20 protein-coding genes and 1 tRNA gene are annotated in these 21,365 nt (G+C 65.1%); 5 read left to right on the top strand and 16 right to left on the bottom strand.

Translation table 11 applies throughout. The features are described from left to right. Positions 1–8: 8 nt before the first annotated feature. Entirely contained in the window at positions 9–1,676 is a 1,668-nt protein-coding gene (locus tag ABID59_RS36640) for an adenylate/guanylate cyclase domain-containing protein (protein ID WP_354086583.1), read from the top strand. A gap of 13 nt (positions 1,677–1,689) precedes the next feature. On the opposite strand, the gene ABID59_RS36635 is transcribed toward ABID59_RS36640, so the two are convergent. The 10 genes from ABID59_RS36635 to proB form a co-directional block, all read right to left on the bottom strand. Next, the gene (locus tag ABID59_RS36635) at positions 1,690–2,190 is read right to left on the bottom strand and encodes an RNA pyrophosphohydrolase (RefSeq protein ID WP_148755140.1); all 501 of its coding nucleotides are present in this window, start codon (positions 2,188–2,190) and stop codon (positions 1,690–1,692) included. 63 nt (positions 2,191–2,253) lie between these two features. Then, a complete protein-coding gene (locus tag ABID59_RS36630) occupies positions 2,254–2,760 on the bottom strand; it encodes an RNA pyrophosphohydrolase (RefSeq protein WP_354031653.1) in 507 nt (168 codons plus the stop codon). A gap of 64 nt (positions 2,761–2,824) precedes the next feature. Beyond that, positions 2,825–4,045, bottom strand: coding sequence for a divergent polysaccharide deacetylase family protein (locus ABID59_RS36625; protein WP_354086582.1), 1,221 nt, complete (start codon positions 4,043–4,045; stop codon positions 2,825–2,827). A gap of 144 nt (positions 4,046–4,189) precedes the next feature. After that, positions 4,190–5,548: a S41 family peptidase gene (locus tag ABID59_RS36620; RefSeq protein ID WP_354031111.1), complete on the bottom strand. Its 1,359-nt coding sequence runs from the start codon at positions 5,546–5,548 to the stop codon at positions 4,190–4,192. Further along, on the bottom strand, positions 5,545–6,900 hold the full coding sequence (locus ABID59_RS36615) for a murein hydrolase activator EnvC family protein (RefSeq protein WP_354086581.1): 1,356 nt from the start codon (positions 6,898–6,900) through the stop codon (positions 5,545–5,547). The genes ABID59_RS36620 and ABID59_RS36615 overlap by 4 nt, the downstream gene beginning before the upstream one ends. 31 nt (positions 6,901–6,931) lie before the next feature. Continuing rightward, entirely contained in the window at positions 6,932–7,414 is a 483-nt protein-coding gene (rlmH, locus tag ABID59_RS36610) for a 23S rRNA (pseudouridine(1915)-N(3))-methyltransferase RlmH (protein WP_148755144.1), read from the bottom strand. 102 nt (positions 7,415–7,516) lie between these two features. Beyond that, positions 7,517–7,873: a ribosome silencing factor gene (rsfS, locus tag ABID59_RS36605; protein ID WP_148755145.1), complete on the bottom strand. Its 357-nt coding sequence runs from the start codon at positions 7,871–7,873 to the stop codon at positions 7,517–7,519. Between the two features lie 213 nt (positions 7,874–8,086). Beyond that, entirely contained in the window at positions 8,087–8,731 is a 645-nt protein-coding gene (locus ABID59_RS36600) for a nicotinate-nucleotide adenylyltransferase (RefSeq protein WP_148755146.1), read from the bottom strand. Between the two features lie 23 nt (positions 8,732–8,754). Continuing rightward, a complete protein-coding gene (locus tag ABID59_RS36595) occupies positions 8,755–10,050 on the bottom strand; it encodes a glutamate-5-semialdehyde dehydrogenase (protein ID WP_354086580.1) in 1,296 nt (431 codons plus the stop codon). A gap of 216 nt (positions 10,051–10,266) precedes the next feature. After that, a complete protein-coding gene (gene proB / locus ABID59_RS36590) occupies positions 10,267–11,388 on the bottom strand; it encodes a glutamate 5-kinase (RefSeq protein ID WP_354086579.1) in 1,122 nt (373 codons plus the stop codon). A gap of 199 nt (positions 11,389–11,587) precedes the next feature. Between proB and ABID59_RS36585 the strand changes: the two genes are divergently transcribed. Continuing rightward, positions 11,588–12,553, top strand: coding sequence for a Bug family tripartite tricarboxylate transporter substrate binding protein (locus ABID59_RS36585; protein ID WP_354086578.1), 966 nt, complete (start codon positions 11,588–11,590; stop codon positions 12,551–12,553). 136 nt (positions 12,554–12,689) lie between these two features. Here the strand turns inward: ABID59_RS36585 and ABID59_RS36580 are convergent, their stop codons facing one another. Together ABID59_RS36580 and obgE are read right to left on the bottom strand one after the other, a co-directional pair. Further along, complete coding sequence (locus tag ABID59_RS36580; RefSeq protein ID WP_354086577.1) at positions 12,690–14,324, bottom strand: alkaline phosphatase family protein; 1,635 nt, start codon at positions 14,322–14,324, stop codon at positions 12,690–12,692. Positions 14,325–14,394: 70 nt separating this feature from the next. Further along, positions 14,395–15,435, bottom strand: coding sequence for a GTPase ObgE (obgE, locus tag ABID59_RS36575; protein WP_148755150.1), 1,041 nt, complete (start codon positions 15,433–15,435; stop codon positions 14,395–14,397). A gap of 257 nt (positions 15,436–15,692) precedes the next feature. On the opposite strand from obgE, the gene ABID59_RS36570 reads away from it, so the two are divergent. Further along, positions 15,693–16,607: a DMT family transporter gene (locus ABID59_RS36570; protein ID WP_354086576.1), complete on the top strand. Its 915-nt coding sequence runs from the start codon at positions 15,693–15,695 to the stop codon at positions 16,605–16,607. 177 nt (positions 16,608–16,784) lie between these two features. Here the strand turns inward: ABID59_RS36570 and ABID59_RS36565 are convergent, their stop codons facing one another. From ABID59_RS36565 to rplU, 3 genes are all read right to left on the bottom strand, one after another. After that, positions 16,785–17,378: a GNAT family N-acetyltransferase gene (locus tag ABID59_RS36565; RefSeq protein WP_354031103.1), complete on the bottom strand. Its 594-nt coding sequence runs from the start codon at positions 17,376–17,378 to the stop codon at positions 16,785–16,787. A gap of 159 nt (positions 17,379–17,537) precedes the next feature. After that, complete coding sequence (rpmA, locus tag ABID59_RS36560; protein WP_128962840.1) at positions 17,538–17,807, bottom strand: 50S ribosomal protein L27; 270 nt, start codon at positions 17,805–17,807, stop codon at positions 17,538–17,540. Positions 17,808–17,905: 98 nt separating this feature from the next. Then, the gene (rplU, locus tag ABID59_RS36555) at positions 17,906–18,295 is read right to left on the bottom strand and encodes a 50S ribosomal protein L21 (protein ID WP_354086575.1); all 390 of its coding nucleotides are present in this window, start codon (positions 18,293–18,295) and stop codon (positions 17,906–17,908) included. 331 nt (positions 18,296–18,626) lie between these two features. Here rplU and ABID59_RS36550 point away from each other — a divergent pair, with 331 nt between their 5' ends. Further along, positions 18,627–19,781 carry an ROK family protein gene (locus ABID59_RS36550; protein ID WP_354086574.1) on the top strand — a complete coding sequence of 385 codons (1,155 nt, stop codon included), beginning with the start codon at positions 18,627–18,629 and terminating at the stop codon, positions 19,779–19,781. Positions 19,782–20,211: 430 nt separating this feature from the next. On the opposite strand, the gene ABID59_RS36545 is transcribed toward ABID59_RS36550, so the two are convergent. After that, entirely contained in the window at positions 20,212–21,075 is an 864-nt protein-coding gene (locus ABID59_RS36545; RefSeq protein WP_354086573.1) for an alpha/beta fold hydrolase, read from the bottom strand. A 200-nt stretch (positions 21,076–21,275) separates the two neighbouring features. Here ABID59_RS36545 and ABID59_RS36540 point away from each other — a divergent pair. Further along, positions 21,276–21,365: transfer RNA gene (locus ABID59_RS36540), tRNA-Ser, on the top strand.

Genomic DNA, 21,365 nt, shown 5'->3' with positions numbered 1-21,365 from the left:
TGGTGCAGATGAAGCGCAAGATCGCGGCGATTTTCGCGGCCGATATTGCCGGCTACTCAAGGCTGGTTGCGGAAGACGAGGAGGAGACGCTGCGGCGCCTGGCCTCCTACCGCGAAGTCATCGACGATTTTATCGCAAAGGCAAACGGCCGCATCTTCAACACCGCCGGCGATGCCGTGCTCGCGGAGTTTCCGAGCGCGGTCGATGCGGTGCGCTGCGCGATCGACATTCAGGAAAGCTTGCGAACCCGCAACATGGCCTATCCGCCGAGCCGGCAGATGTCGTTCCGCATCGGCATCACCATCGGCGACGTGGTCGAACGCGACGGCGATCTTCTCGGCGATGGCGTCAACATCGCAGCCCGGCTCGAGGGCCTCGCCGAGGTCGGCGGCATCTGCGTCTCCCGTGCCGTGCATGAGCAGGTCGCCAACAAGCTGTCGGTGCAGTTCGCCGATATCGGCGCGCAGGAAGTGAAGAATATCCCGACGCCCGTGCACGCCTATATGATCGCGATGCGGCGCGAGGACGGGACTTATGCGACGCCGCAGCTGAAGAAGGTCGCCAAGGCGCAGCCCGCGCCGAACTGGATGTGGCCGCTGGTCGTTGGCGTGGTCTCCGTCGTCGCCATCGGCGTCGGCGGCTTCCTCTATTTCACCAAGCTCGAGACCACCCAGCTGTCATCGACTGCGGCTGCGCCTTCGCCGAGCCCGGCCGCTGCGCTATCCCCAAGCCCGACGCCCACGATGGCGACGAAGGCACCGATGCCCTCGCCTGTGCCGACGTCAACACCGACACAAACGGCTGCTCTGACGCCGCCGCCGGCACCGACGCCCTCGCCGCCGGCCGCATCGGGCGGCAAGATCGCCGTGGACGCGGTGCCGTACATCGGCGAGCGCCAGCGCGCCTATCTCAGCAACGAATATTCCGCGGCCGGCGATTACAAGGCCTACGCCCTGAACATCGCCGGCTTCAACGGCTCCGCGCTCAACCAGCCGAACGAGGAGGCCGCGCGCAATGCGGCGCTCGACCAGTGCCAGAAGCGCGCGGACGCGGCGCAATCGCCGCGGCGCTGCGAGCTCTATGCGGTCGGCAACAAGGTCGTCTACAGCCATGGCAGCCCGCCGATGCCGCCGCAGCCCTGGGTGCGGCACGACACCATGACCGAGCGCCCGTTCGTCTCGAAAGACTTTCCGATGCTGCGTGATCAGGCCAGGACCCGGGTCGAGAACATCTACGCGCCAGCGGCAAAGTCGCGCTCGGTCGCGCTCGGCCCGGCCGGGCAATATTTCATGGTGCTGGGGGCGGCATCGGTCGACGAGACGACGCGGCGTTCGCTGGAGTCCTGCGGCGCGATTGCGGGCTCGGCCTGCATGATCGTGGCGGTCGACGACAATTTCGTTGTGCCGATCCCGACTTTGCTCAAGCCCAACGGCTTCTTCCACGCCCCGACCAATCCCTCGATCGTGGCCGATGCGCGCGACGAGGTCGTGCGCAAGCTTGGCGATGGCATGGGCTGGAACGCGGTCGCCGTCGGCACCGCCGGCCGTCCCGGCCTCGGCCTGAAGGCCGCCGACGAGCAGACCGCCGTCAACGGCGCGCTGGCCGACTGCGTCAAGCACGACAGCGACTGCCACGTCATCGCGATCGGCCCATTTACGGTCGGGCCGACCAACTAGTGCGAACGCGATTTCAGCTTGCGAAGGGCGAGAACTGCTGCGCTACCGCGCGGTAGACCTCGCGGCGGAACGGCACCACGACGTCGGCGACGCGGTCGAGCCGCTCCCAGCGCCATGCGTCGAACTCCGCGGGCTGGCCGTTGCGTGGCGTCAGCGGATCGATCTCGTCATCCTTGCCGGTGAAGCGCAGCGCGAACCACTTCTGGCGCTGACCGCGAAATTTTGCCAGCCGATGCGTCTGCGGTCCGTCGTAGGGCGGGAATTCGTAGGTGAGCCAGTCGGTCTCGCCGAGATAGTCGGCGCTGACGACGCTGGTCTCCTCCCAGAGCTCGCGCATGGCGGCATCGCGCAAGACCTCGCCCTCGTCGACGCCGCCTTGCGGCATCTGCCAGTCGAGCCCCGGCAAAATGATCTCGGGGCCGTCGCCCTTGAAGCGGTGCCCGATCAGCACACGGCCGTCGGCGTGGAACAGCGCGATCCCGACATTGGGACGGTAGGGTTTTTCGTTCGTCACGCGTGGATCTCTCGTTGTCAGCCCAGCCGGTGCCTTAGCACCAAAGCCGGATGACAATTCGATTTAGTCATCCGCCAGTGCGGAAAATTCCTTCACCACGCGCTCGTAGACCGGGCGCTTGAACGGGATGATCAGCCCGGTCAGGTTCTTCATCGGCTCCCAGCGCCAGCTGACGAATTCGGCCTTGTGGCCGCCGCCGCCGGGCTTCTCGACGTTGATCTCGCTGTCCTTGCCGGTGAAGCGCACCGCAAACCATTTCTGGCGCTGACCGCGGTAGCGTCCCTTCCAGGCGCGCCCTGCCACCGTGCGCGGGATGTCGTAAATCAGCCAGTCCGGAACCTCGCCGAGCCGCTCGATCGAGTGCACGCTGGTCTCTTCATAGAGCTCGCGTTTCGCGGCATCCCAGGTGTCCTCGCCGGGATCGACGCCGCCCTGCGGCATCTGCCAGACATGGCCGTCGTCGACCTGCTCGAGACCGCCGGCACGACGACCGATGAACACCAGGCCCTTCGCATTGATCAGCATCACCCCGACGCAGGTTCGGTAGGGCAGATCCTCATAACGCGCCATGCCGCCAAACCCCTCGCGTGCTGCCGGCAGGGCTGTCGGGCCCGTGCCGTACCAATTGTTTGATTTAGCTGGATTTTGATTTCAGCATCGCGGTTGTCAATGGCACCAAAAGGATACCTCGGTCGCTCAATGTCTTGATCCAGGCGCCGACCCGCTCGATCGAGACGGGCAGCGCCGAGGCGGTGCCGACGGCAACGCCGCGTTCCCGTGCGGTCGCTTCCAGCTTGTTCAGGGCGCGGTCGATCTCGGTCGGGGTCGGCACCGCGTCGAGCGCGATGTCGCCCTTGCCGAACGGCACGGCGAGGCTTCCTGCGGCCTGCGGCGCGATGCTGCGGGGCGAGGAGCCGTCGTCGAAGAAGCCAAGCCCGCGCCTGGAGGCCTCGCGGATGATCGGCTGCATCGCCGCATCGGTCGCCACGAAGCGGGCGCCCATGAAATTGGTGATGCCGACATAGCCCTGCATCCGGCTGAGGTGCCAGTACAGGCGGTCGGTGTTCTGGTCGGCGGTCAGCGAGGTCAATAGCGTTTGCGGCCCCGGATCGTTGTCCGGGAAGTCATAGGGCTCCATCGGGATCTGGAGGAAGATCTCGTGGCGCTGGGCGCGGGCGCGCTCGGCGAGCTTGCCGGGGTCGGCGCCGTAGGGCGTGAAGGCCAGCGTCACCGCGCCCGGCAGCTTCATGATCGCATCGGTGGTCTTGGCGGCGCCGACGCCGAGGCCGCCGATCACGATCGCCACAACCGGCATTTTCGCGGCCTTGGCGCGGTCGGCCTCGGCTGCGTAGACATTGAAAGGCTTGAGATCGCCTGAGACCGCGGGGATCATGCCGTAGCGGGATTTCTCCAGCAGTTTGGGGTCGATCCCGGCCATGACGGCCGGCATTGCTGCGGCTGCCTCGCCTTTGTCGGCGGCGTCGCCGGCGCCGATCACCACGTCGTGGCGCGCGCCGGTGGAGCCGTCGATCATGGTGACGGTCTTCTGCTCGCCGGAGGCAGCCTCTTTCGGCGCCTCCTTAGTTGCGTGCTTGCTCTCTTGAGCGTGCTCCTCGCCGTGGCCGGCGGCGGGCTTCTCGTCTGTGGCTTTGGGATCGCGAATCGCGAGCCGCGTCATCGGTTCGCCGCCGAGCGGGTCCTTGTTGAAGATGGCGAAGCCGGCAAAGGCGACCAGGAACAGGCCGAGCATCGCGGCCAGCGCCTGCAGGACCGTGAACGGCAGCCGCAGCCGCCGTTTTCGGCGCGGCTTGTCCTGTCCGAGCGGGGCGCTCAGATCATCGGCCGTTTCAGTCATGCGAGATCCCGAATCACTCCACCGACGATACCACGCCGAGGTCAAGCGGCGGCAGGCCGGGATAGGCCGGGGACGTCAGGAGTTCCACGCAAAAAGGGCGGCTCCTAAGAGCCGCCCTTTTCCGTAGATTGCTGAGCTTGCGACTTAGTTCGCGGCTTTGGGCTTATCGGCCGCCGCCTTGTCGGTGGTGCCGGGCGTCGGCGCCGCGGAGGCGCTGTTCTTGATGCCGTGGAGCAGATCGTCGGCGAGCTTGAGCGCCTTGTCGTCCTTGGCATCCGGCGGGACATAGGACTGCGAGCCGGTCTTCTCGTCGCCGTCGTTCTTGAGATGGCCGCGCAGCGAAGCCTCGCCCTTGGTGTCGGTGCGCGACTTCAGCTCGTCCGGCACGTCCTGGAGCACTTCGATGTCGGGCACGATGCCCTTGGCCTGGATCGACTTGCCCGACGGCGTGTAGTAGCGCGCGGTGGTGAGGCGCAGCGCGCCGTTGCCCGAGCCGAGCGGGATGATGGTCTGCACCGAGCCCTTGCCGAACGAGCGCGTGCCGACGATGGTCGCACGCTTGTGGTCCTGCAGCGCGCCGGCGACGATCTCGGACGCCGAGGCTGAGCCGCCGTTGACGAGCACGATGACCGGCTTGCCCTTGGTGAGGTCGCCCGCGTGCGCGGTGCGGCGCTGGGTCTCCTCGGCGTTGCGGCCGCGGGTCGACACGATCTCGCCCTTCTCCAGGAACGAGTCGGAGACGGTGACGGCCTCCTCGAGCAGGCCGCCCGGATTGTTGCGGAGGTCGATGACGTAGCCCTTGAGCTTGTCGCCGATCTGGGTCGAGAGGTTGGCGACCTCCCTCTTCAGGCCTTCGGTGGTCTGCTCGTTGAAGGTGGTGATGCGGATATAGGCGATGTCGTCAGCCTCGACGCGCGCGCGCACCGAACGGACGCGGATGTTGTCGCGCACCAGCGTGACGTCGATCGGATTGTCCTGGCCCTTGCGGATGATCTTGAGCTTGATCTTGGTGTTGACGGGGCCGCGCATCTTCTCGACCGCCTGGTTCAGGGTCAGGCCCTGCACCGCTTCATCGTCGAGATTGGTGATGATGTCGTTGGCCATGACACCGGCGCGCGAGGCGGGCGTGTCGTCGATCGGCGAGACCACCTTGATAAGGCCGTCCTCCATGGTGACCTCGATGCCGAGGCCGCCGAACTCGCCGCGGGTCTGCACCTGCATGTCGCGGAAGCTCTTGGCGTCCATGTAGCTCGAATGCGGATCGAGGCCGGTGAGCATGCCGCTGATCGCTGATTCGATCAGCTTGGTGTCGTCGGGCTTCTCGACATAGTCGGAGCGCACGCGCTCGAAGACGTCGCCGAACAGATTGAGCTGGCGATAGGTGTCGGCGGTCGCGGCTCGCGCGCTGGAGCCCATGAACACCGCGCGCGGCTGGGTCACGAACAGCGTCAGCGCCGCACCGGTCGCAGCGCTGAGGAGGATAACTGAAGTCTTGCGCATCATCCGCGAACCTTCTCGCCTTCATTTGCGGCCCACCATGGGCCTGGATCGATTGGAGTGCCGTCTTTGCGGAACTCGACATACAGCACAGGTTGACTCGCGTTCGTGGCGAGAATGGAGGCGACTTGAGATGTCGACCCCATGGTCGCGACCGGCTCCCCCGTGAGCACAAATTGTCCGATGTTGACCGAAATGCGCTCCATCCCGGCGATCAGGACATGATACCCGCCCCCGGCATTGAGGATCAAGAGTTGTCCATAGCTGCGGAACGGGCCGGCATACACCACCCAGCCGTCGCACGGCGTCGTGACCTGCGAACCGGGCTTGGTTGCCAGCGAAATGCCCTTCTGGAGCCCACCGAGCCCATCGGAACCGCCAAAGTCCCTGATCTTGTTACCGTTAACCGGCAACGGCAGGAGTCCCTTGGCTGAGACGAACAGGATGGCCGGGCTGGTCCGGGAGCGGTCCTTGAACGCGGCCGGGCCGGGTTTGGCGTTGGCGGCCGCGTTTGCCGCTTCCTTGGCCTCGGCCTGCTTTGCGGCCTCGGCCGCCTTCTCGGCCGCCTTGGCTGCGCTTTGCAGGTCCTGCTCCATCTTGGCGATCAGCCCCTGCAGATCGCCGACCTGCTTTGACAGCGTGATGGCGCGCGAATTCTCCGCGTCGAGGTCCTTTTCGCGCGAGGACTGCTGGCGCTGCCGTTCGTCGACCAGGGCGGCGAGCCGGGTCTGGTCGCTGCGGATCTTGTCGCGGTCGGAGGCGAGCTGGTCGCGTTCGCTAGCGATGCTCTTGCGCAAGGTCACGAGCTCGCCGAGCTCGCCTGCGATCTTCTCGGCGCGGCCGCGCAATTCCGGCACGACGGCGCCGAGCAGCATCGCGGTGCGCAGCGATTGCAGCGCATCTTCGGGCCGCACCAGCAGCGCCGGCGGTGTGCGCCGTCCGGCGCGCTGCAGGGCCGCCAGCACCTCGACGATGTCGGCGCGGCGCGAATCGAGCGAGGTGCGGGCCTGCTGCTCGCGGCCGTTCAGCGTCTTCAGCCGCGCCTCGGCCTCGTCGATCTTGGTCTCGACGGTTCGGACATTGGCGGCGGTGTCGATCAATTGCTGATTGAGCTGGGTGCGGTCCTGGCCGAGCGAGGTGATCTCGGCCTTCAGCTTGGCCTGCGCCTCCTCCGCACTCTTCTTGCTTGCGCGCGCGGCTTCCAGCTCCTGCTCGCGCTGCTTGATAGCGTCGGGCGAGATGGCCGCGGTCTGTGGCGCCGGCGCCGCCGTCTGAGCTTGCGCGAGGCTTTCTTCAGCGAAGAGGCTTGCGCCGGCGCAGCTCGCAATCAGCAGCAAATTGAGGATCGGCGCTCGCATCTTGTCGGCAAGGTGCTCGTTGTGGCGCGAATCACGCGCGATGATAGGGATGGCCGGCCAGAATGGTGGCGGCCCGATACAGCTGTTCCAGAAGCATGACGCGGACCATTTGATGCGGCCAGGTCGCAGAGCCGAACGCGATCGCGAGCTTGGCCTTACGGCGCAATTCGGGCGAAAGTCCGTCCGCCCCTCCGATCACGAAGATAGTATGACCGGCGCCCTCGTCGCGCCAGCGCCCGAGATGCCGTGCGAATACGGTGGAATCGAGGTTTTGTCCGCGCTCGTCCAGCGCCACCAGGATCGACTTTTCGGGAATATGCGCGGCGATCGCCGCGGCCTCCTCAGTCATTCGCGTCGCGGTGTCGCGTGCGCGGCTCTCAGGAATTTCGTGGATGGTGAGCTCGCGAAATCCGAGCTTGCGGCCGGCCTCGTCGAACCGCTCGAAATAGCGGTCGGCAAGCTCCCGTTCGGGGCCCTGCTTCAGCCGGCCCACCGCAATGACAGCAACACGCATGAGGTTTCAGAGTCGTGTTTTCGAACCGCGCGCAATCCGCGCGCACGACGCTAGCATGCGCGTCAGCCGATTCGAAATCGGCCAGTCGCCTCTAAGATCGCGTCAGATCGCTTTCGCCGCCCCTGGGCCCTGCGTGTACAATCTCTCGAGATTGTAGAACTCACGGACCTCGGGTCTGAACACGTGCACGATCACATCGCCGGAATCGATCAGCACCCAGTCGCAATTGGGCAAGCCCTCGACGTGGATGTTCTTGATGCCGGTTTCCTTGAGGCTCTTTGCGACGTTCTCCGCGATCGCGCCAACGTGCCGGTTCACGCGGCCGGTGGTGACGATCATGTAGTCGGAGTATGCCGATTTGCCGCGAAGGTCGATGGTGACCGTCTCTTCCGCCTTCATGTCGTCGAGGCGGGAGAGGATCAGGTTCAGCGTCTTGTCGGCGTCGGGTTGCGCCTTCAAGGCCGCAGCTTTTGTCGATGTTTTACGCGTCGGTTTCGTAGCCTTGGGTAAAACAGACTTCGTTGAAGCTGACTTGGACAATACAGACGTGGCCAGGGACCATTCCTTTCACTGTATCGCGAGGACCGAATCCGCCCCTCACGGGTTACACTACATCATGTGGGGTTAAGGGTTTCAATATGCCAGAGAGCCCTCAATCCCGCACACTCTGTCTCACTTCGTACCTTTCCAGCTCCCGTCCGGGTTCCGTAAGCCCGTCGAGGAGAGGTTGAGCTTCAATCCGGTCAGGAAGACCCAGGCCGGCGCCGGCTGGTCCGCAAGTAATGCTGCCTTAGTCTCGGGCAGGCGATAGCGCGCGAGCGCCTGGGCCGCGGGCGAGGCAAGGGCACGAAAACTCTGCGGCGGGCGATCGATGACCGCCATCGGCACCTGATCGGCGATGCGCCGCCAGTGCTGCCAACGATGGAATTGAGCGAGGTTATCGGCGCCCATAATCCAGACAAAGCGCAAGCCACTGAGACGGCGGCGCAAGGTGTTGATCGTGTCGATAGTATAGCGGGTGCGAATGACGGATTCGAGACAGCTGACCTCGATCCTGGAATCGTTGGCGACATCGCGCGCCGCCTGCATGCGCGCGCCGAGCTCATGCAGATTGCCGTTCTCCTTCAGCGGATTCCCCGGCGTCACCAGCCACCACACGCGGTCGAGCTGAAGGCGCTTCAGCGCGAACTGGCTGATCGCGCGGTGGGCCTGGTGCGGCGGATTGAACGAGCCGCCGAGCAGGCCGATGCGCATGCCTTCGGTGTAGGGCGGTATGGCCTGCGCGAAGAAACGTGGCGCGACGAAATTGTTATTCAATGCCCCACGCCTCGCGCCATGCCTTACGGCCGCGTCTGCCCTGTGCCGTGAACGCGATACTTGAAGCTGGTCAACTGCTCGGCACCAACAGGACCACGGGCATGGAAGCGGCCGGTGGCGATGCCGATCTCGGCACCGAAGCCGAACTCGCCGCCATCGGCGAACTGCGTCGAGGCGTTGTGCAGCACGATTGCGGAATCGACCTCGCTGAGGAATTTCTTCGCAGCCAAATCATTCTCGCTCACGATTGCATCGGTGTGATGCGAGCCGTGATCCTGGATGTGCGCGATTGCGCCGTCGACGCCGTCGACCACCTTGGCTGCGATGATCGCGTCGAGATATTCGGTGTCCCAATCGTCTTCGCTGGCAGGTTTTACGCGCGCGTCGGTCTTCTGCACGGCGTCGTCGCCGCGCACCTCGCAGCCGGCCTCGAGCAGCATCTCGACCAGCGGCTTCAGGCTCTTCGCAGCCGCTGCGCGATCGACCAGCAGCGTTTCGGCGGCGCCGCAGACGCCGGTGCGGCGCATCTTGGCATTGAGGACGATCGACTTCGCCATGGTGAGATCGGCGCTGCCATCGATGTAAACGTGATTGACGCCTTCAAGATGCGCGAACACCGGCACGCGCGCTTCCTGCTCGACGCGCGCGACGAGGCTCTTGCCGCCGCGCGGCACGATCACGTCGACGGCGCCGTTGAGGCCGGACAGCATCATGCCGACCGCCGCACGGTCGCGCGTCGGCACCAGCGTGATCGCAGCTTCAGGCAGGCCCGCTTCACGCAGGCCCTGCACCAGGCATTCATGGATGGCGCGGCAGGAGCGGAAACTGTCGGAGCCGCCGCGCAGGATCACGGCATTGCCGGACTTCAAACAGAGCACGCCGGCATCCGCCGCGACGTTCGGCCGGCTCTCGAAAATCACGCCGACGACACCGAGCGGCACGCGCACGCGCTCGATGGTCATGCCGTTCGGCCGCTGCCAGCTCTCGGTGACGATGCCGACAGGGTCGGCGATACCGCGCACGACGGCGATGCCTTCGGCCATGCCTTCGACACGCGCCGGCGTCAGCGTCAGGCGGTCGATGAAGGAGGACGTGGCATTGCTGGAGGCGCGCGCCTCGGCAACGTCCTCGGCATTGGCGGCGAGAATCGCTGCGGAGTTCGCGCGGATCGCCCGCTCCATGGCCTCCAGCGCCCGGTCCTTCTGCTCCGGCGGCGCCAGCGCCAGCACGCGCGCGGCGGCGCGGGCTTTAGCTGCGAGATCGGACATCAGCGCCTGAAGATCGGCATTGCCGTCAACGGCTTTGAGGGGGGCGGCCATCGGGAATTCAACCTTCTGCTAAGGCAGTGTCCTAGCACGGAAATCCCGCTTTTGCGAAGGGTCGGGCGGGTATGGCAGGGCTTCGGTCGGTGGGTTCGGGCTCGGCCACTGGCCCAGCCCGATGTCATGGCCGGGCCTGCCCCGGCCATCCACGTCTTTGTTGGCCCCGAAAGAACGTGGATGCCCGGGACAAGCCCGGGCATGACGGCAAGGCCCTTATCCCCCCACCACCAGATCGTCGCGGTGGATCATCTCGGACCTGCCGCTGATGCCGAGGATGGTCATGACGTCCGGCGACGAGCGGCCCTTGATCCGTTCGGCGACCTCGGCGTCATAGGCGATCAGGCCGCGGCCGACCTCGCTGGCGTCGGGGCCGCGGACAATCACGGCGTCGCCGCGGGCGAACTGGCCCTCGACCTTGATCACGCCGGCCGGCAGCAGGCTTGCGCCGGCGCGCAGCGCCGTCACCGCACCGGCGTCGATGGTCAGCGTGCCCTTCGGCTCCAGCGTGCCCGCGATCCAGCGTTTTCGCGAGGTGATGGGATTGGCAGGCGTCAGGAACCAGGTGCAGCGGCCGCCATTGGCGATCGACTGCAGCGGATGCTCGATCTTGCCGGACGCAATCAGCATGTGCGTGCCGCCGGTGGTGGCGATCTTGGCCGCCTCGACCTTGGTGCGCATGCCGCCGCGCGACAGCTCGGACTCGGCGTCTCCGGCCACCGCCTCGATCTCGGAGGAGATGCTGTCGACGACAGGAATGAGCTTGGCGTTGGGATTGTTCTTCGGCGGGGCGTCGTAGAGCCCGTCGATGTCGGACAGCAGCACCAGCAGATCGGCGCTCGCCATGGTGGCGACGCGCGCGGCGAGGCGGTCATTGTCGCCGTAGCGGATCTCGTTGGTCGCGACAGTGTCGTTCTCGTTGATCACTGGGATCGCGCGCCACTCCAGAAGCTTGCCGATGGTGGAGCGGGCGTTGAGATAACGGCGGCGCTCCTCGGTGTCCTGCAGCGTCACCAGAATCTGTCCGGCGCCGATGCCATGCGCGCCAAGCACCTCCGACCAGATTCGCGCCAGCGCGATCTGGCCGACGGCGGCGGCAGCCTGGCTCTCCTCCAGCTTCAGCGGCCCGCGCGGCAGCTTGAGCCGGCTGCGGCCGAGTGCGATCGAGCCCGAGGACACCACGAGGACGTCGCGCCCCTCCTGGTGCAGCTTGGCCATGTCGTCGGCGAGTGCGGCGAGCCACGATGCCCGCACCTCGCCCCGGTCGGAATCGACCAGCAGTGCGGAGCCGACCTTGACGACGATGCGGCGGAATTGACTGAGCTCGGGGCTGGCCATGTCTGTAGGTGCTGGCGCGTGTGACGAATTGCTCTGGAAACGGCGGCGCGGAGAATGGCGCCGGTTGAGGCCTGCTTTTGCAGCAGGACGATGGCCGGCGCAAGGCGGGCGGGATCGTAAACGGCGAAGGTCGGCCTTGTCTTGCCGGCCAGCCCGGTTCTAATGCCGCCAACCAATAACGGGCTGGACGAGGAAACCAATGGACCGCCGCAAATTCATGGCCGGATGTCTCGGGTTGCCGCTGCTGTCGCAGGTGGGTGGGGCAAGAGCGCAGGCCGGGCTGAGCAAGGTCATCTTCCCGTTCGCGGCGGGGGCGGGCGGCGACACGCTCTGCCGGCTGATCGCGCAGGAGATCGCGCCGGTGCTGCAACGGACCATCGTGGTCGAGAACCGTACCGGCGGTGACGGTCTGATCGGTATCAAGGCGGTGAAAGGTGCAAGCCCCGACGGCAGCATGGTGCTGGTGACGACGGGGCCGACCATGTATCTGCTGCCGATGGTGGAGACGGCACCGAGCTTCGATACGGCGAAGGACTTCATGCCGGTGTCCCTGCTTGCGCGGTTCGAGTTCGCCGTCGTGATCGGTCCGGGGATCGATGCCTCGGATTTCAAGGGATTCGTCGCGTGGCTGAAGGCACATCCCGACAAGACGTCGTTCGGGGTGCCGAGCAACGGCACCATTCCGCATTTCATGGGCTCCAAGCTCGAGAAGGATCTCGGCATTCCGCTGACGCGCGTGCCTTATCGCGGCAGCGCGCCGATCCTCAACGACATCATCGGCGGCCACATCTCGTTTGGGATCACGACGCTGGCGGATGCGCTGCCGCAGCATCGTGCCAAGGGCGTGACGATCATTGCGGTCTCGAGCCCGGAGCGGTCGCCGTTCGCGCCCGAGGTTCCGACGCTGAAGCAGAGCGGCATCGATCTCGTCGCCGATGCCTGGTACGGCATGTGGCTTCCCGCCGGCAGTCCGCCGGAGTTTGCGAGCAAGCTCGGCGCGGCCGCCAGCGCCGCGCTCGCCAGGCCCGAGGTGAGCGAGAAGCTGACGGCGATCGGCCTGATCCCGGTCGGCAGCACCGCGGATGGACTGAGCAAGGAGCTCGCAGCGAACACGGCGTTCTGGCAGCCGATCGTGAAGGCGACGGGATACAAGATCGAGAATTAGGCTCGGCTCGTGCCAAACACTCCGTCGTCATGCCCGGGCTTGTCCCGGGCATCCACGTCTTGCGTCAGGCTCGGCTACGCGTGGATGGCCGGGTCAAGCCCGGCCATGACGAGTTGAGAGAGCTTTGCTCCCTCACTTATAACTTCGCGCGCTGTGCGATGCCGTCCTTGATCGACGCAAGCTCGGCCTCATCCCAGACGCCGATCAGAATCCCGCCCTTCACCTGGAGCTGGCTGTCGGCATAGTTCGCGATCTTCTCGCGCGGCGTGGTGATGTGGTCGTTGGGATGCAGCGCCCAGTCGAACAGCTCGGCCTGTAACCGCGCGATGACGCCGGCACACTCCGGATCGTCGCCGCGATCCAAGAACTCGTCCGGATCGGTTTCGAGGTCGTACAGCATCGGGCGGAAGCCGGAGGCGTGGATGTATTTCCAGCGACCGTCAAATACCATGAACAGGCGGCAGCGCTCGATCGGCTGGTTCAGCTTCAGCCGCACGTCCTGCATCGCGTAGTCGTATTCGGAGAACGCGACCTTGCGCCAATCGGGCGGCTTCGGGCCGCGCAGCAGCGGCAGCAGCGAACGGCCCTCGAGGATATGTCCTGGCACCTTGCCGCCGAAATAATCGACGAAGGTCGGCGCGAGATCGATGCCTTCCACCAGCGCATCGCTGCGCGTGCCGCGCGTGGCGTCGGCTTCGCTCGAGGGGTCGATGATGATCAGCGGGATCTTTGCCGACTGCTCGTGGAACAGATCCTTCTCGCCCATCCAGTGATCGCCGAGATAGTCGCCGTGATCGGAGGTGAACACGATCATGGTTGTTTCCGTGAGGCCGCGTTCCTCCAGGAACTTCATCAGCACGCCCATCTGATCATCGATCTGGGTGATCAGGCCCATATAGGTCGGGATCACCTTCTCGCGGGCATCGTCGCGCGCCATGTTGCGGGAGTAGCGCATGTCCATGTAGGCGCCGAACACCGGATGCGGATTTTGCCGCTCGCGCTCGGAGCGGATCGCGGGGATCATGTCATCAGCCGAATACATGCTCGCGTAAGGCTCTGGCGCGATGTAGGGCCAGTGCGGCTTGATGTAGGACAGATGCAGGCACCACGGCCGGCCGTCGGTCTCGGCCTCGCCGATGAAGTCCATCGCGCGGCGCGTCATGTAGGGCGTCTCGGAATGCTCGTCCGGCACGCGCGCGGCCTTGTCGGCGTGCACCAGCAGCCAGCCGTTCTGCAACGAGCCGTCTTCCGCTGCGCCTGAATTGGCCCAATGCTCCCACGGGTTGGTGGCTTCAAAACCTTGGCTGCGCAGATACTCGTCGTATTTCGGCCTTGGCCGGCCGGTCGGATGCAATCCGTCGTCGCGCTCATAAGGCTCGAAGCCGCACTCGGCGACGTGCACGCCGATCATCGATTCCGGCGGGATGCCGAGCGCCTTCATGCCTTCGAGGTCGGGTGCCATGTGAGTCTTGCCGACCAGCACGTTGCGCACACCGATCTTTTTCAGATGATCGCCGAGGGTGGGCTCGCCGACGCGCAGCGGCCAGCCGTTCCAGTGCGAGCCGTGCGAGCGCATGTAGCGCCCGGTGTAGAACGACATTCGCGACGGGCCGCAGATCGGCGACTGCACATAGGCCTTGCTGAACAACACGCCACGCTTGGCCAAGGCGTCGATGTTCGGTGTCTTGAGGCGGGGATGGCCGGTGCAGCCGAGGTAATCATAGCGAAGCTGGTCGCACATGATCCAGAGAACATTCTTCGCGCGCGCCATGCGTCATCCCTGCAGCTTCTTGATTGCCGGATGCTGCGCTATCGAGGGCGCGAAGACAAGCGGGACGGGATTACGCCGACCACGGCTCCGCTTCGGCCGCGCTCTTCGCCTTGGCCGACACCGGGGCCTCGCCGATCACATCGACGAGTGCGCGGAGCGCTTCCTTGACACCGTCGCCGGTGATCCCTGAGAGCAGCAGCGGCGTCTTCTTGGCGGCGCGCTTCAGCCGCTCCTTCTGCTTCTTCAGCTCGTCCGGCTCGACCGCGTCGATCTTGTTCAGCGCGACGATCTCGATCTTGTCGGTGAGCAACCCGCCATAGGCGTCGAGCTCCTTGCGCACCGTCTTGTAGGCCTTGCCGGCGTGCTCGCAGGTGGCGTCGATCAGATGCAGCAGCACGCGGCAGCGCTCGACATGGCCGAGGAAGCGGTCGCCGAGACCGGTGCCTTCGTGCGCGCCCTCGATCAGGCCGGGAATGTCGGCGAGCACGAATTCGCGGCCGTCGGCGTTCACGACGCCAAGCTGCGGATGCAGTGTGGTGAAGGGATAGTCGGCGATCTTCGGCTTGGCCGCGCTGACCTTGGAGAGGAAGGTCGACTTGCCGGCATTGGGCATGCCGACCAGACCGGCATCCGCGATCAGCTTGAGCCGCAGCCAGATCCAGCGCTCCTCGCCGGGCTGGCCGGGATTGGCGTTGCGCGGCGCGCGGTTGGTCGAGGACTTGAAATGTGCGTTGCCGAAGCCGCCATTGCCGCCCTCGGCGAGCACGAATTTCTCGCCGAGATTGGTGAAGTCGTGGATCAGCGTCTCGCGATCTTCGTCGAAGATCTGCGTGCCCATGGGAACCCTGAGCACGATCGCCTTGCCGTTGGCGCCGTGGCGGTCCGAGCCTGCGCCGTTCTCGCCCTTCTGGGCCTTGAAATGCTGCTGGTAGCGGTAATCGATCAGCGTGTTGAGGCCGTCGGCGACTTCGAGGATGACACTGCCGCCGCGGCCGCCATTGCCGCCCGACGGGCCGCCGAATTCGATGAACTTCTCGCGGCGGAACGCCACGCAGCCGTTGCCGCCGTCACCGGAGCGGATATAGACCTTTGCTTCGTCGAGGAATTTCATGGGTCATAGGTAGGCCAGCCGGTCCCGCGCGGCAACCCGGGCTTACCCGCAAATCGGCCGAATTTCGGCGAATCTGGCCCCTTGCTTAACCAACCGGCCGGCGCCCGATCAGGGAGCACGACAATCCGTTCAATTTGAGGTGGCGGGCTTGCCCCCGTCGCCCACGCCACTAAAACGACCGCAAGCGACTCTAGTCGCTGATTTGCGACGCCCTTTTCGCTCGTCATTGCAATGACGGGTTTTCATGAACGACAGCAATGCCCTTCTTCAAGAATCTCTCCGCCTATGACGACCGCTCGGCGCGGCTGGCCGGCATCGCGCTCATGGTGCTGTCGATCTTCATGTTCTCGTTCGGCGACGCCATGGGCAAGTTCCTGGTCGGGACCTATTCGGTGGGGCAGCTCCTGTTCCTGCGCGCCTGCGCGGCGCTGCTGCTGTTGTCGCCGCTGATCTGGCGACAGCGTCATCAGTTCCTGCAACTGGAGCGGCCGCGCCTGCAGCTGTTTCGCGTGGTGCTGTCGACGCTGGAGGTCGCCGCCTTCTTCCTCGCAACGGTCTATCTGCCGCTCGCCGACGTCATCACCTACTATCTCGCCGGCCCCATCTTCGTCACCGCGATGTCGGCGATCTTTCTGGGCGAGAAGGTCGGCTGGCGGCGCTGGACCGCGATCCTGATCGGCTTTTGCGGCGTGCTGATCGCGCTGCGGCCGTCGGCGCAGACGGTGAGCCTGCCGGCGCTGATCGCGCTCGGCGGCAGCCTGTCGTTTGCAACCTTGATGCTGATCACGCGCAGCCTGCGCAAGACGCCCGACATCGTGATGGCGTCCTCGCAATTCATCGGGACGTTTTCGCTGGGCGCTGTGCTGTCCGCATTCCACTGGGTGCCGCCGACGCCGGGCAGCCTCGTGTTCTTCGCGCTGGCCGGATGCATCTCGGTGACGGCACTGTTCTGCGTCAACCGCTCGCTGAAGCTCGCGCCGGCGAGCGTGGTGGTGCCGTATCAATATTCGATGATCGTCTGGGCCGTGATCTTCGGCTTCGTCGTGTTCGGCGATGTGCCGCAGGTTGCCACCATCGTCGGCGCCGCGATCATCATCGGCGCTGGCTTCTACATCTATCTGCGTGAGCGCGATCTCGGCCGCGCCGGCGGAGATGTTACTCCGCCCGCGTAAACCACGATGTCGTCCCGGACAAGCGAAGCGCAGATCCGGGACCCATACCCACAGGAAGCAGTTTTGCGATGACTCGGAGTGGGAGCGTCGCCTTACACTCCTTCCTGGGATTATGGGTCCCGGGCTCGCGACTTCGTCGCGCCCCGGGACGACAGGGAGAGTGACGCAGCGCCCCGCCTACCTCATCCGCCGCGCGCTGCTCCAGCTCTTCAGCGACGACCACACCCCGCGCGAGAGGCGGAAGCAGTCGACCGGCGTCGACGAGCCCAACGCCAGGAAGCGGTGCAGTTGCACGCCGCTCCACTGGAAGCCGCACTTCTCCAGCACGTTGCGCGAGGCCGGGTTGGTGACGCGCGCACCCGAATAGAGCTGATCGTCCTCGAACTCCTCGAAGAAGAAGTCGATGGCGCCGCGCGCGGCTTCGGTAGCAAAGCCCCGGCCCCAATGCTCGACGCCGAGCCAGTAGCCGAGCTCGGCATTGTCGGGCGTGGAGCGGTCGATACCGACCATGCCGACCGGCGTGGTGTCGTATTCGATCAGGAACACGGTCTCGCTGCCGAGCGCGGCGGTGGCGCGGACGAACGCGACGGCATCGTCCTGCGAATAGGGATGGGGGAGGCGGCGGGTGTTTTCCGCGACGCGGCGGTCGTTGGCGAGGCGGGCGATGGTCCTGACGTCGGCGAGTGTCGGCCGCCGCAAGGTCAGCCGTTCGGTGGCGACGACACCAGGTCTCGCCTCCCGCAAGGTCACGCTCGAGAAATCCTGCAACATGTCCGGCTCCGTCAAAGTCACTAAGTGGAAAGTGAGCTCGTCAAACGAAAAGGGGGAGGCCGGTTTCCCTGCCTCCCCCCGGAGCCTTCGATCTCTATGATCTCTGGAGCTCCGCCGGTTCGGTCAAGGACCCGGCGGACTCCAAATGAGATCCACCGTCTATTCAGCAGCCTCTGCGAGCGGGAGTACCGCTACGAAGGTGCGGCCGTTGGCTTTGGCCTGGAATTCCACACGGCCCTCGATCTTGGCGAACAGGGTGTGGTCCGTGCCCATGCCGACATTAAGGCCGGGATGCCAGGTGGTGCCGCGCTGACGCGCGATGATGTTGCCGGGAATCACGTGCTCCCCGCCGAACACCTTGACGCCGAGGCGCTTACCCTTGGAATCGCGACCGTTGCGCGATGAACCGCCTGCTTTTTTGTGAGCCATGGCTCGTCTCCGAAATCCTGCGTATGTCTAGGTCAATTCCTTGACGGAATCATTTCAAAATCTCTCACGCATCAATTCGTGAATTGGCGTGATCGATTTTATGCGGCGTCGGCTTCCTTGTCGGCTTCCTTCGCCACCTTTTCCCGCTTCGGACGCGGACCCTTGGTGGGCTTGGCGCCGTCCGTCAGGATCTCGGAGATGCGGAGAACCGTGATCTCGTCGCGATAGCCACGCTTGCGGCGCGAATTCTTGCGGCGGCGCTTCTTGAACGCGATGACCTTCGGCCCGCGCTTGTGGTCGAGCACCTCGACGGCCACGGACGCACCGGCCACAGTGGGCAGACCCAGCACCGGCGTGTCGCCGCCGACCATAAGAACTTCGCTCAGCTGCACGATCGTGCCGACTTCGCCTTCGATCTTGCCTACTTCCAGGACATCATCCGGAACGACGCGGTACTGCCGGCCGCCGGTTTTGATGACTGCGAACATCGTTGTTTTCCTTCGTGTTCAATCCCGGCCTCGCGACATCTTGTCGGGGCCGGCTTTTTGTCAGTCGCTATGGGTTTATGCGCGTTTTGTGCGGGCGGGAGTTATCCCTTTGAAAACCCACGCAAAAACAGGCGGCGCGAGAAACGCCCCGCGCCGGTTGTGGGACTTATAGCCGCCATCCCAGGAGAGTCAAGGAAAAGCAGGCGAAAAGGCCCAGGATTGGAAGGATTTGGTGCCAATCCACCGCGCGTCCGAATCTGCCGCCGGCCCTGCAACCAACGGGTTCCCGCGCCGTTGTCTCCGCGAATTCGGACACGGGCAAGGGCTTTCCATGGCAACGGACGAATTGGTCGCGACCACGGGCATCGCGCAGCACGGCGCGGTCCGGCTGCCGTCGGTCGATATCGACAGCCTCAACGTCGAACTGAAGGACGAGGACGGCTTCCTCGGCGACCGCGCCAGCAAGGGCGCGTTCCGGGAGATGCTCGACCGCTGGCGCAAACCCTTGCGCAAATCCGGCGAAGATCCCTTCGGCGACGAGCCCTCGGACCAGATCAGCAAGAAGACCCTGGATGCGATCCTGGTCGGCGACGACACCGAGGCGTCTGCGATCGTGCACAGCGCGATCGAGGAATTCGCCCAGGAGCTCGCCTATGTCACGCGGCGCTTCCTCAAGACCAAGGCCTGGGCCAGGACCGAGCGCATCGTGGTCGGCGGCGGTTTTCGCGACTCCCGGCTCGGCGAGCTCGCGATCGCGCGCACGGAAATCATCCTGAAATCCGAGGATTTCAAGATCGACGTGATGCCGATCCGCGCCCATCCCGACGAGGCCGGCATGATCGGCGCGCTGCATCTGGCGCCATCCTGGATTCTCGAGGCGCATGACAGCATCCTCGCGGTCGATATCGGCGGCACCAACATCCGCTGCGGCCTGGTGGAGACCGGCTGGAAGAAGGCCAGGGACCTGTCGAAGGCCAAGGTCGCGAAGTCCGAGCTGTGGCGTCACGCCGACGACGAGCCGACGCGCGAAGGCGCGGTGAAGCGACTGGCCAAGATGCTGAAGGGGCTGATCACCGAGGCCGAGACCGACGGCTTCAAGCTCGCGCCCTTCATCGGCATCGCCTGTCCCGGCGTGGTCAACGCCGACGGCTCGATCGAGAAGGGCGCGCAGAACCTGCCGGGCAATTGGGAGAGCAGCAAGTTCAACCTGCCGGCGAGCCTGATCGAAGCCATTCCGCAGATCGGCGAGCACGACACCGCGATCCTGATGCACAATGACGGCGTGGTTCAGGGCCTCTCGGAGGTGCCGTTCATGCAGGATGTCGATCGCTGGGGCGTGCTCACCATCGGCACCGGCCTTGGCAATGCGCGCTTTACAAATCGCCGCAAGGATGGCGGCAACGGCAAGGGCCGGGATTCTACCGAGAACGGCAAGAAAAAGGGCAAGGAAAACAACAAGAACGGCCAGAAGGCCGACAAGGAGTAACCTTGACTGGTTAGGTTAAGGGACGGATTGCGTTGCGGCGGAGCATCTGCACGCTAGGGTCGAATCGTCGCCTCACGCAGGCCTGCGAAGCCGCCCTTCCTGGCCAGCATTTCGATGAGCGGCACGGGACCGCCAGTGTTTACCGCGTCTGGCGGTCCCACCCGTTCTCTTTGAGCATGATCGGATCGGACCGGACTCGCGCCCGAACGATTTCCCAGTGGCCATCCTTCGAGACGCCCGCCGTTGGCGGGCCCTCAGGATGAGGACCAGGTGTGAGGCAGCAGTTTCAACGGGCACCGATGCCGCTTAGCCTCATCCTGAGGAGACCGCGAAGCGGTCGTCTCGAAGGACGAGGCGCGCACTCAGCTCGTACAAAATGCCGTATGCGATCGCCCGTTCGACCAGCCCCCGCTTCAGCTGCCCCTGCCCTTCAGCTCCAGCCGATCCGCCGAAAGAACGCCGCGATTTCCGTCGCCGCGCGATCCGGGTCCTCGCGATGCGGAAAGTGTCCGACGCCAGGAAACATCGCCAGATCGAGCTCGGCAAACGTCTCTCCCAGCCGGTCGGTCCATTCATAGGGAAACAGCGGATCGTGCTCGGCCCAGCGCACGCAGGTCGGCACGTCGATCGGCGATAGCTGCGGCGCTTCGCCCTTCATCATCGCGATGCGGCCTGCATGCGACGCCCTATAATGCGCAAAGCCGCCGGCGAGATTGCCCTCCTTGAAGAAGTTGTCGCCGAAGCTGTCGAGGACGTCGTCGAACGCGTCCTTGCGATGGGCCCATGCTTTCAGGAAGTGCGCGATATAGAGCCGGCAGCTCTCACGGCTCGCGCCGACGAGCCGAGGTGCCATCTCCATCTGGTGGAAAGATTGATACCAGATGTGGTTGAGCCTTTCGGGCGCGGCCATCCGCGGCCCGATGCCGGGATAGACGAAATCGAACAGAAACAGCCCGGCCAGCCGCTCCGGCGCCTGGCGGCCGAGCTGCTGCATCACCGCGCCGCCGACATCATGGCCGACCACGCCAAATCGCGCGATGCCGAGCCCGTCCATCAGCGCGAGCATATCGGCCGCATGGCCGTCCGGCCCGAAAACCCCGTCCGGCTTGTCGCTGTCGCCAAAGCCGCGCAGATCGGGCGCGATCAGCGTGAAACGGTCCGAAAGCCTTGAGATCACCGGCTCCCAGGTCAGCCAGAATTCCGGCCAACCATGCAGCAAAAGCAGCGGTTTGCCGCCTCCGGCGCGCACCAGATGGAATTTGGCGCCATTGGCGGAGATCGTCAGGTGCTCCATGGCAGTTCCTCCCGGGACAAGAGCGTTTTCAAGCGAAGTGGACGCCGGTTCGCGCCGAGAAAACGCGGCAAACAAGAATTGAGCTGGTACGGGGCGGAAAGAGGCAGCGGATTTTCCCCTTTCGCGCCTTGTCTGGCCCGCCATCCTCGCCTATTAACGCCCCCAACCACAGGGGCCCTGCTCCTACCATGGCGCCTTCAGGAGAGGTGGCAGAGTGGTTGAATGCACCGCACTCGAAATGCGGCATAGGTGCAAGCCTATCGGGGGTTCGAATCCCTCCCTCTCCGCCA

Source organism: Bradyrhizobium sp. S3.3.6, assembly GCF_040546905.1.
GTDB classification, from domain to species: domain Bacteria; phylum Pseudomonadota; class Alphaproteobacteria; order Rhizobiales; family Xanthobacteraceae; genus Bradyrhizobium; species Bradyrhizobium cytisi.
The sequence above is the reverse complement of the archived record's forward strand: the minus strand, read 5'-3'. Positions and strand labels throughout refer to the sequence as shown.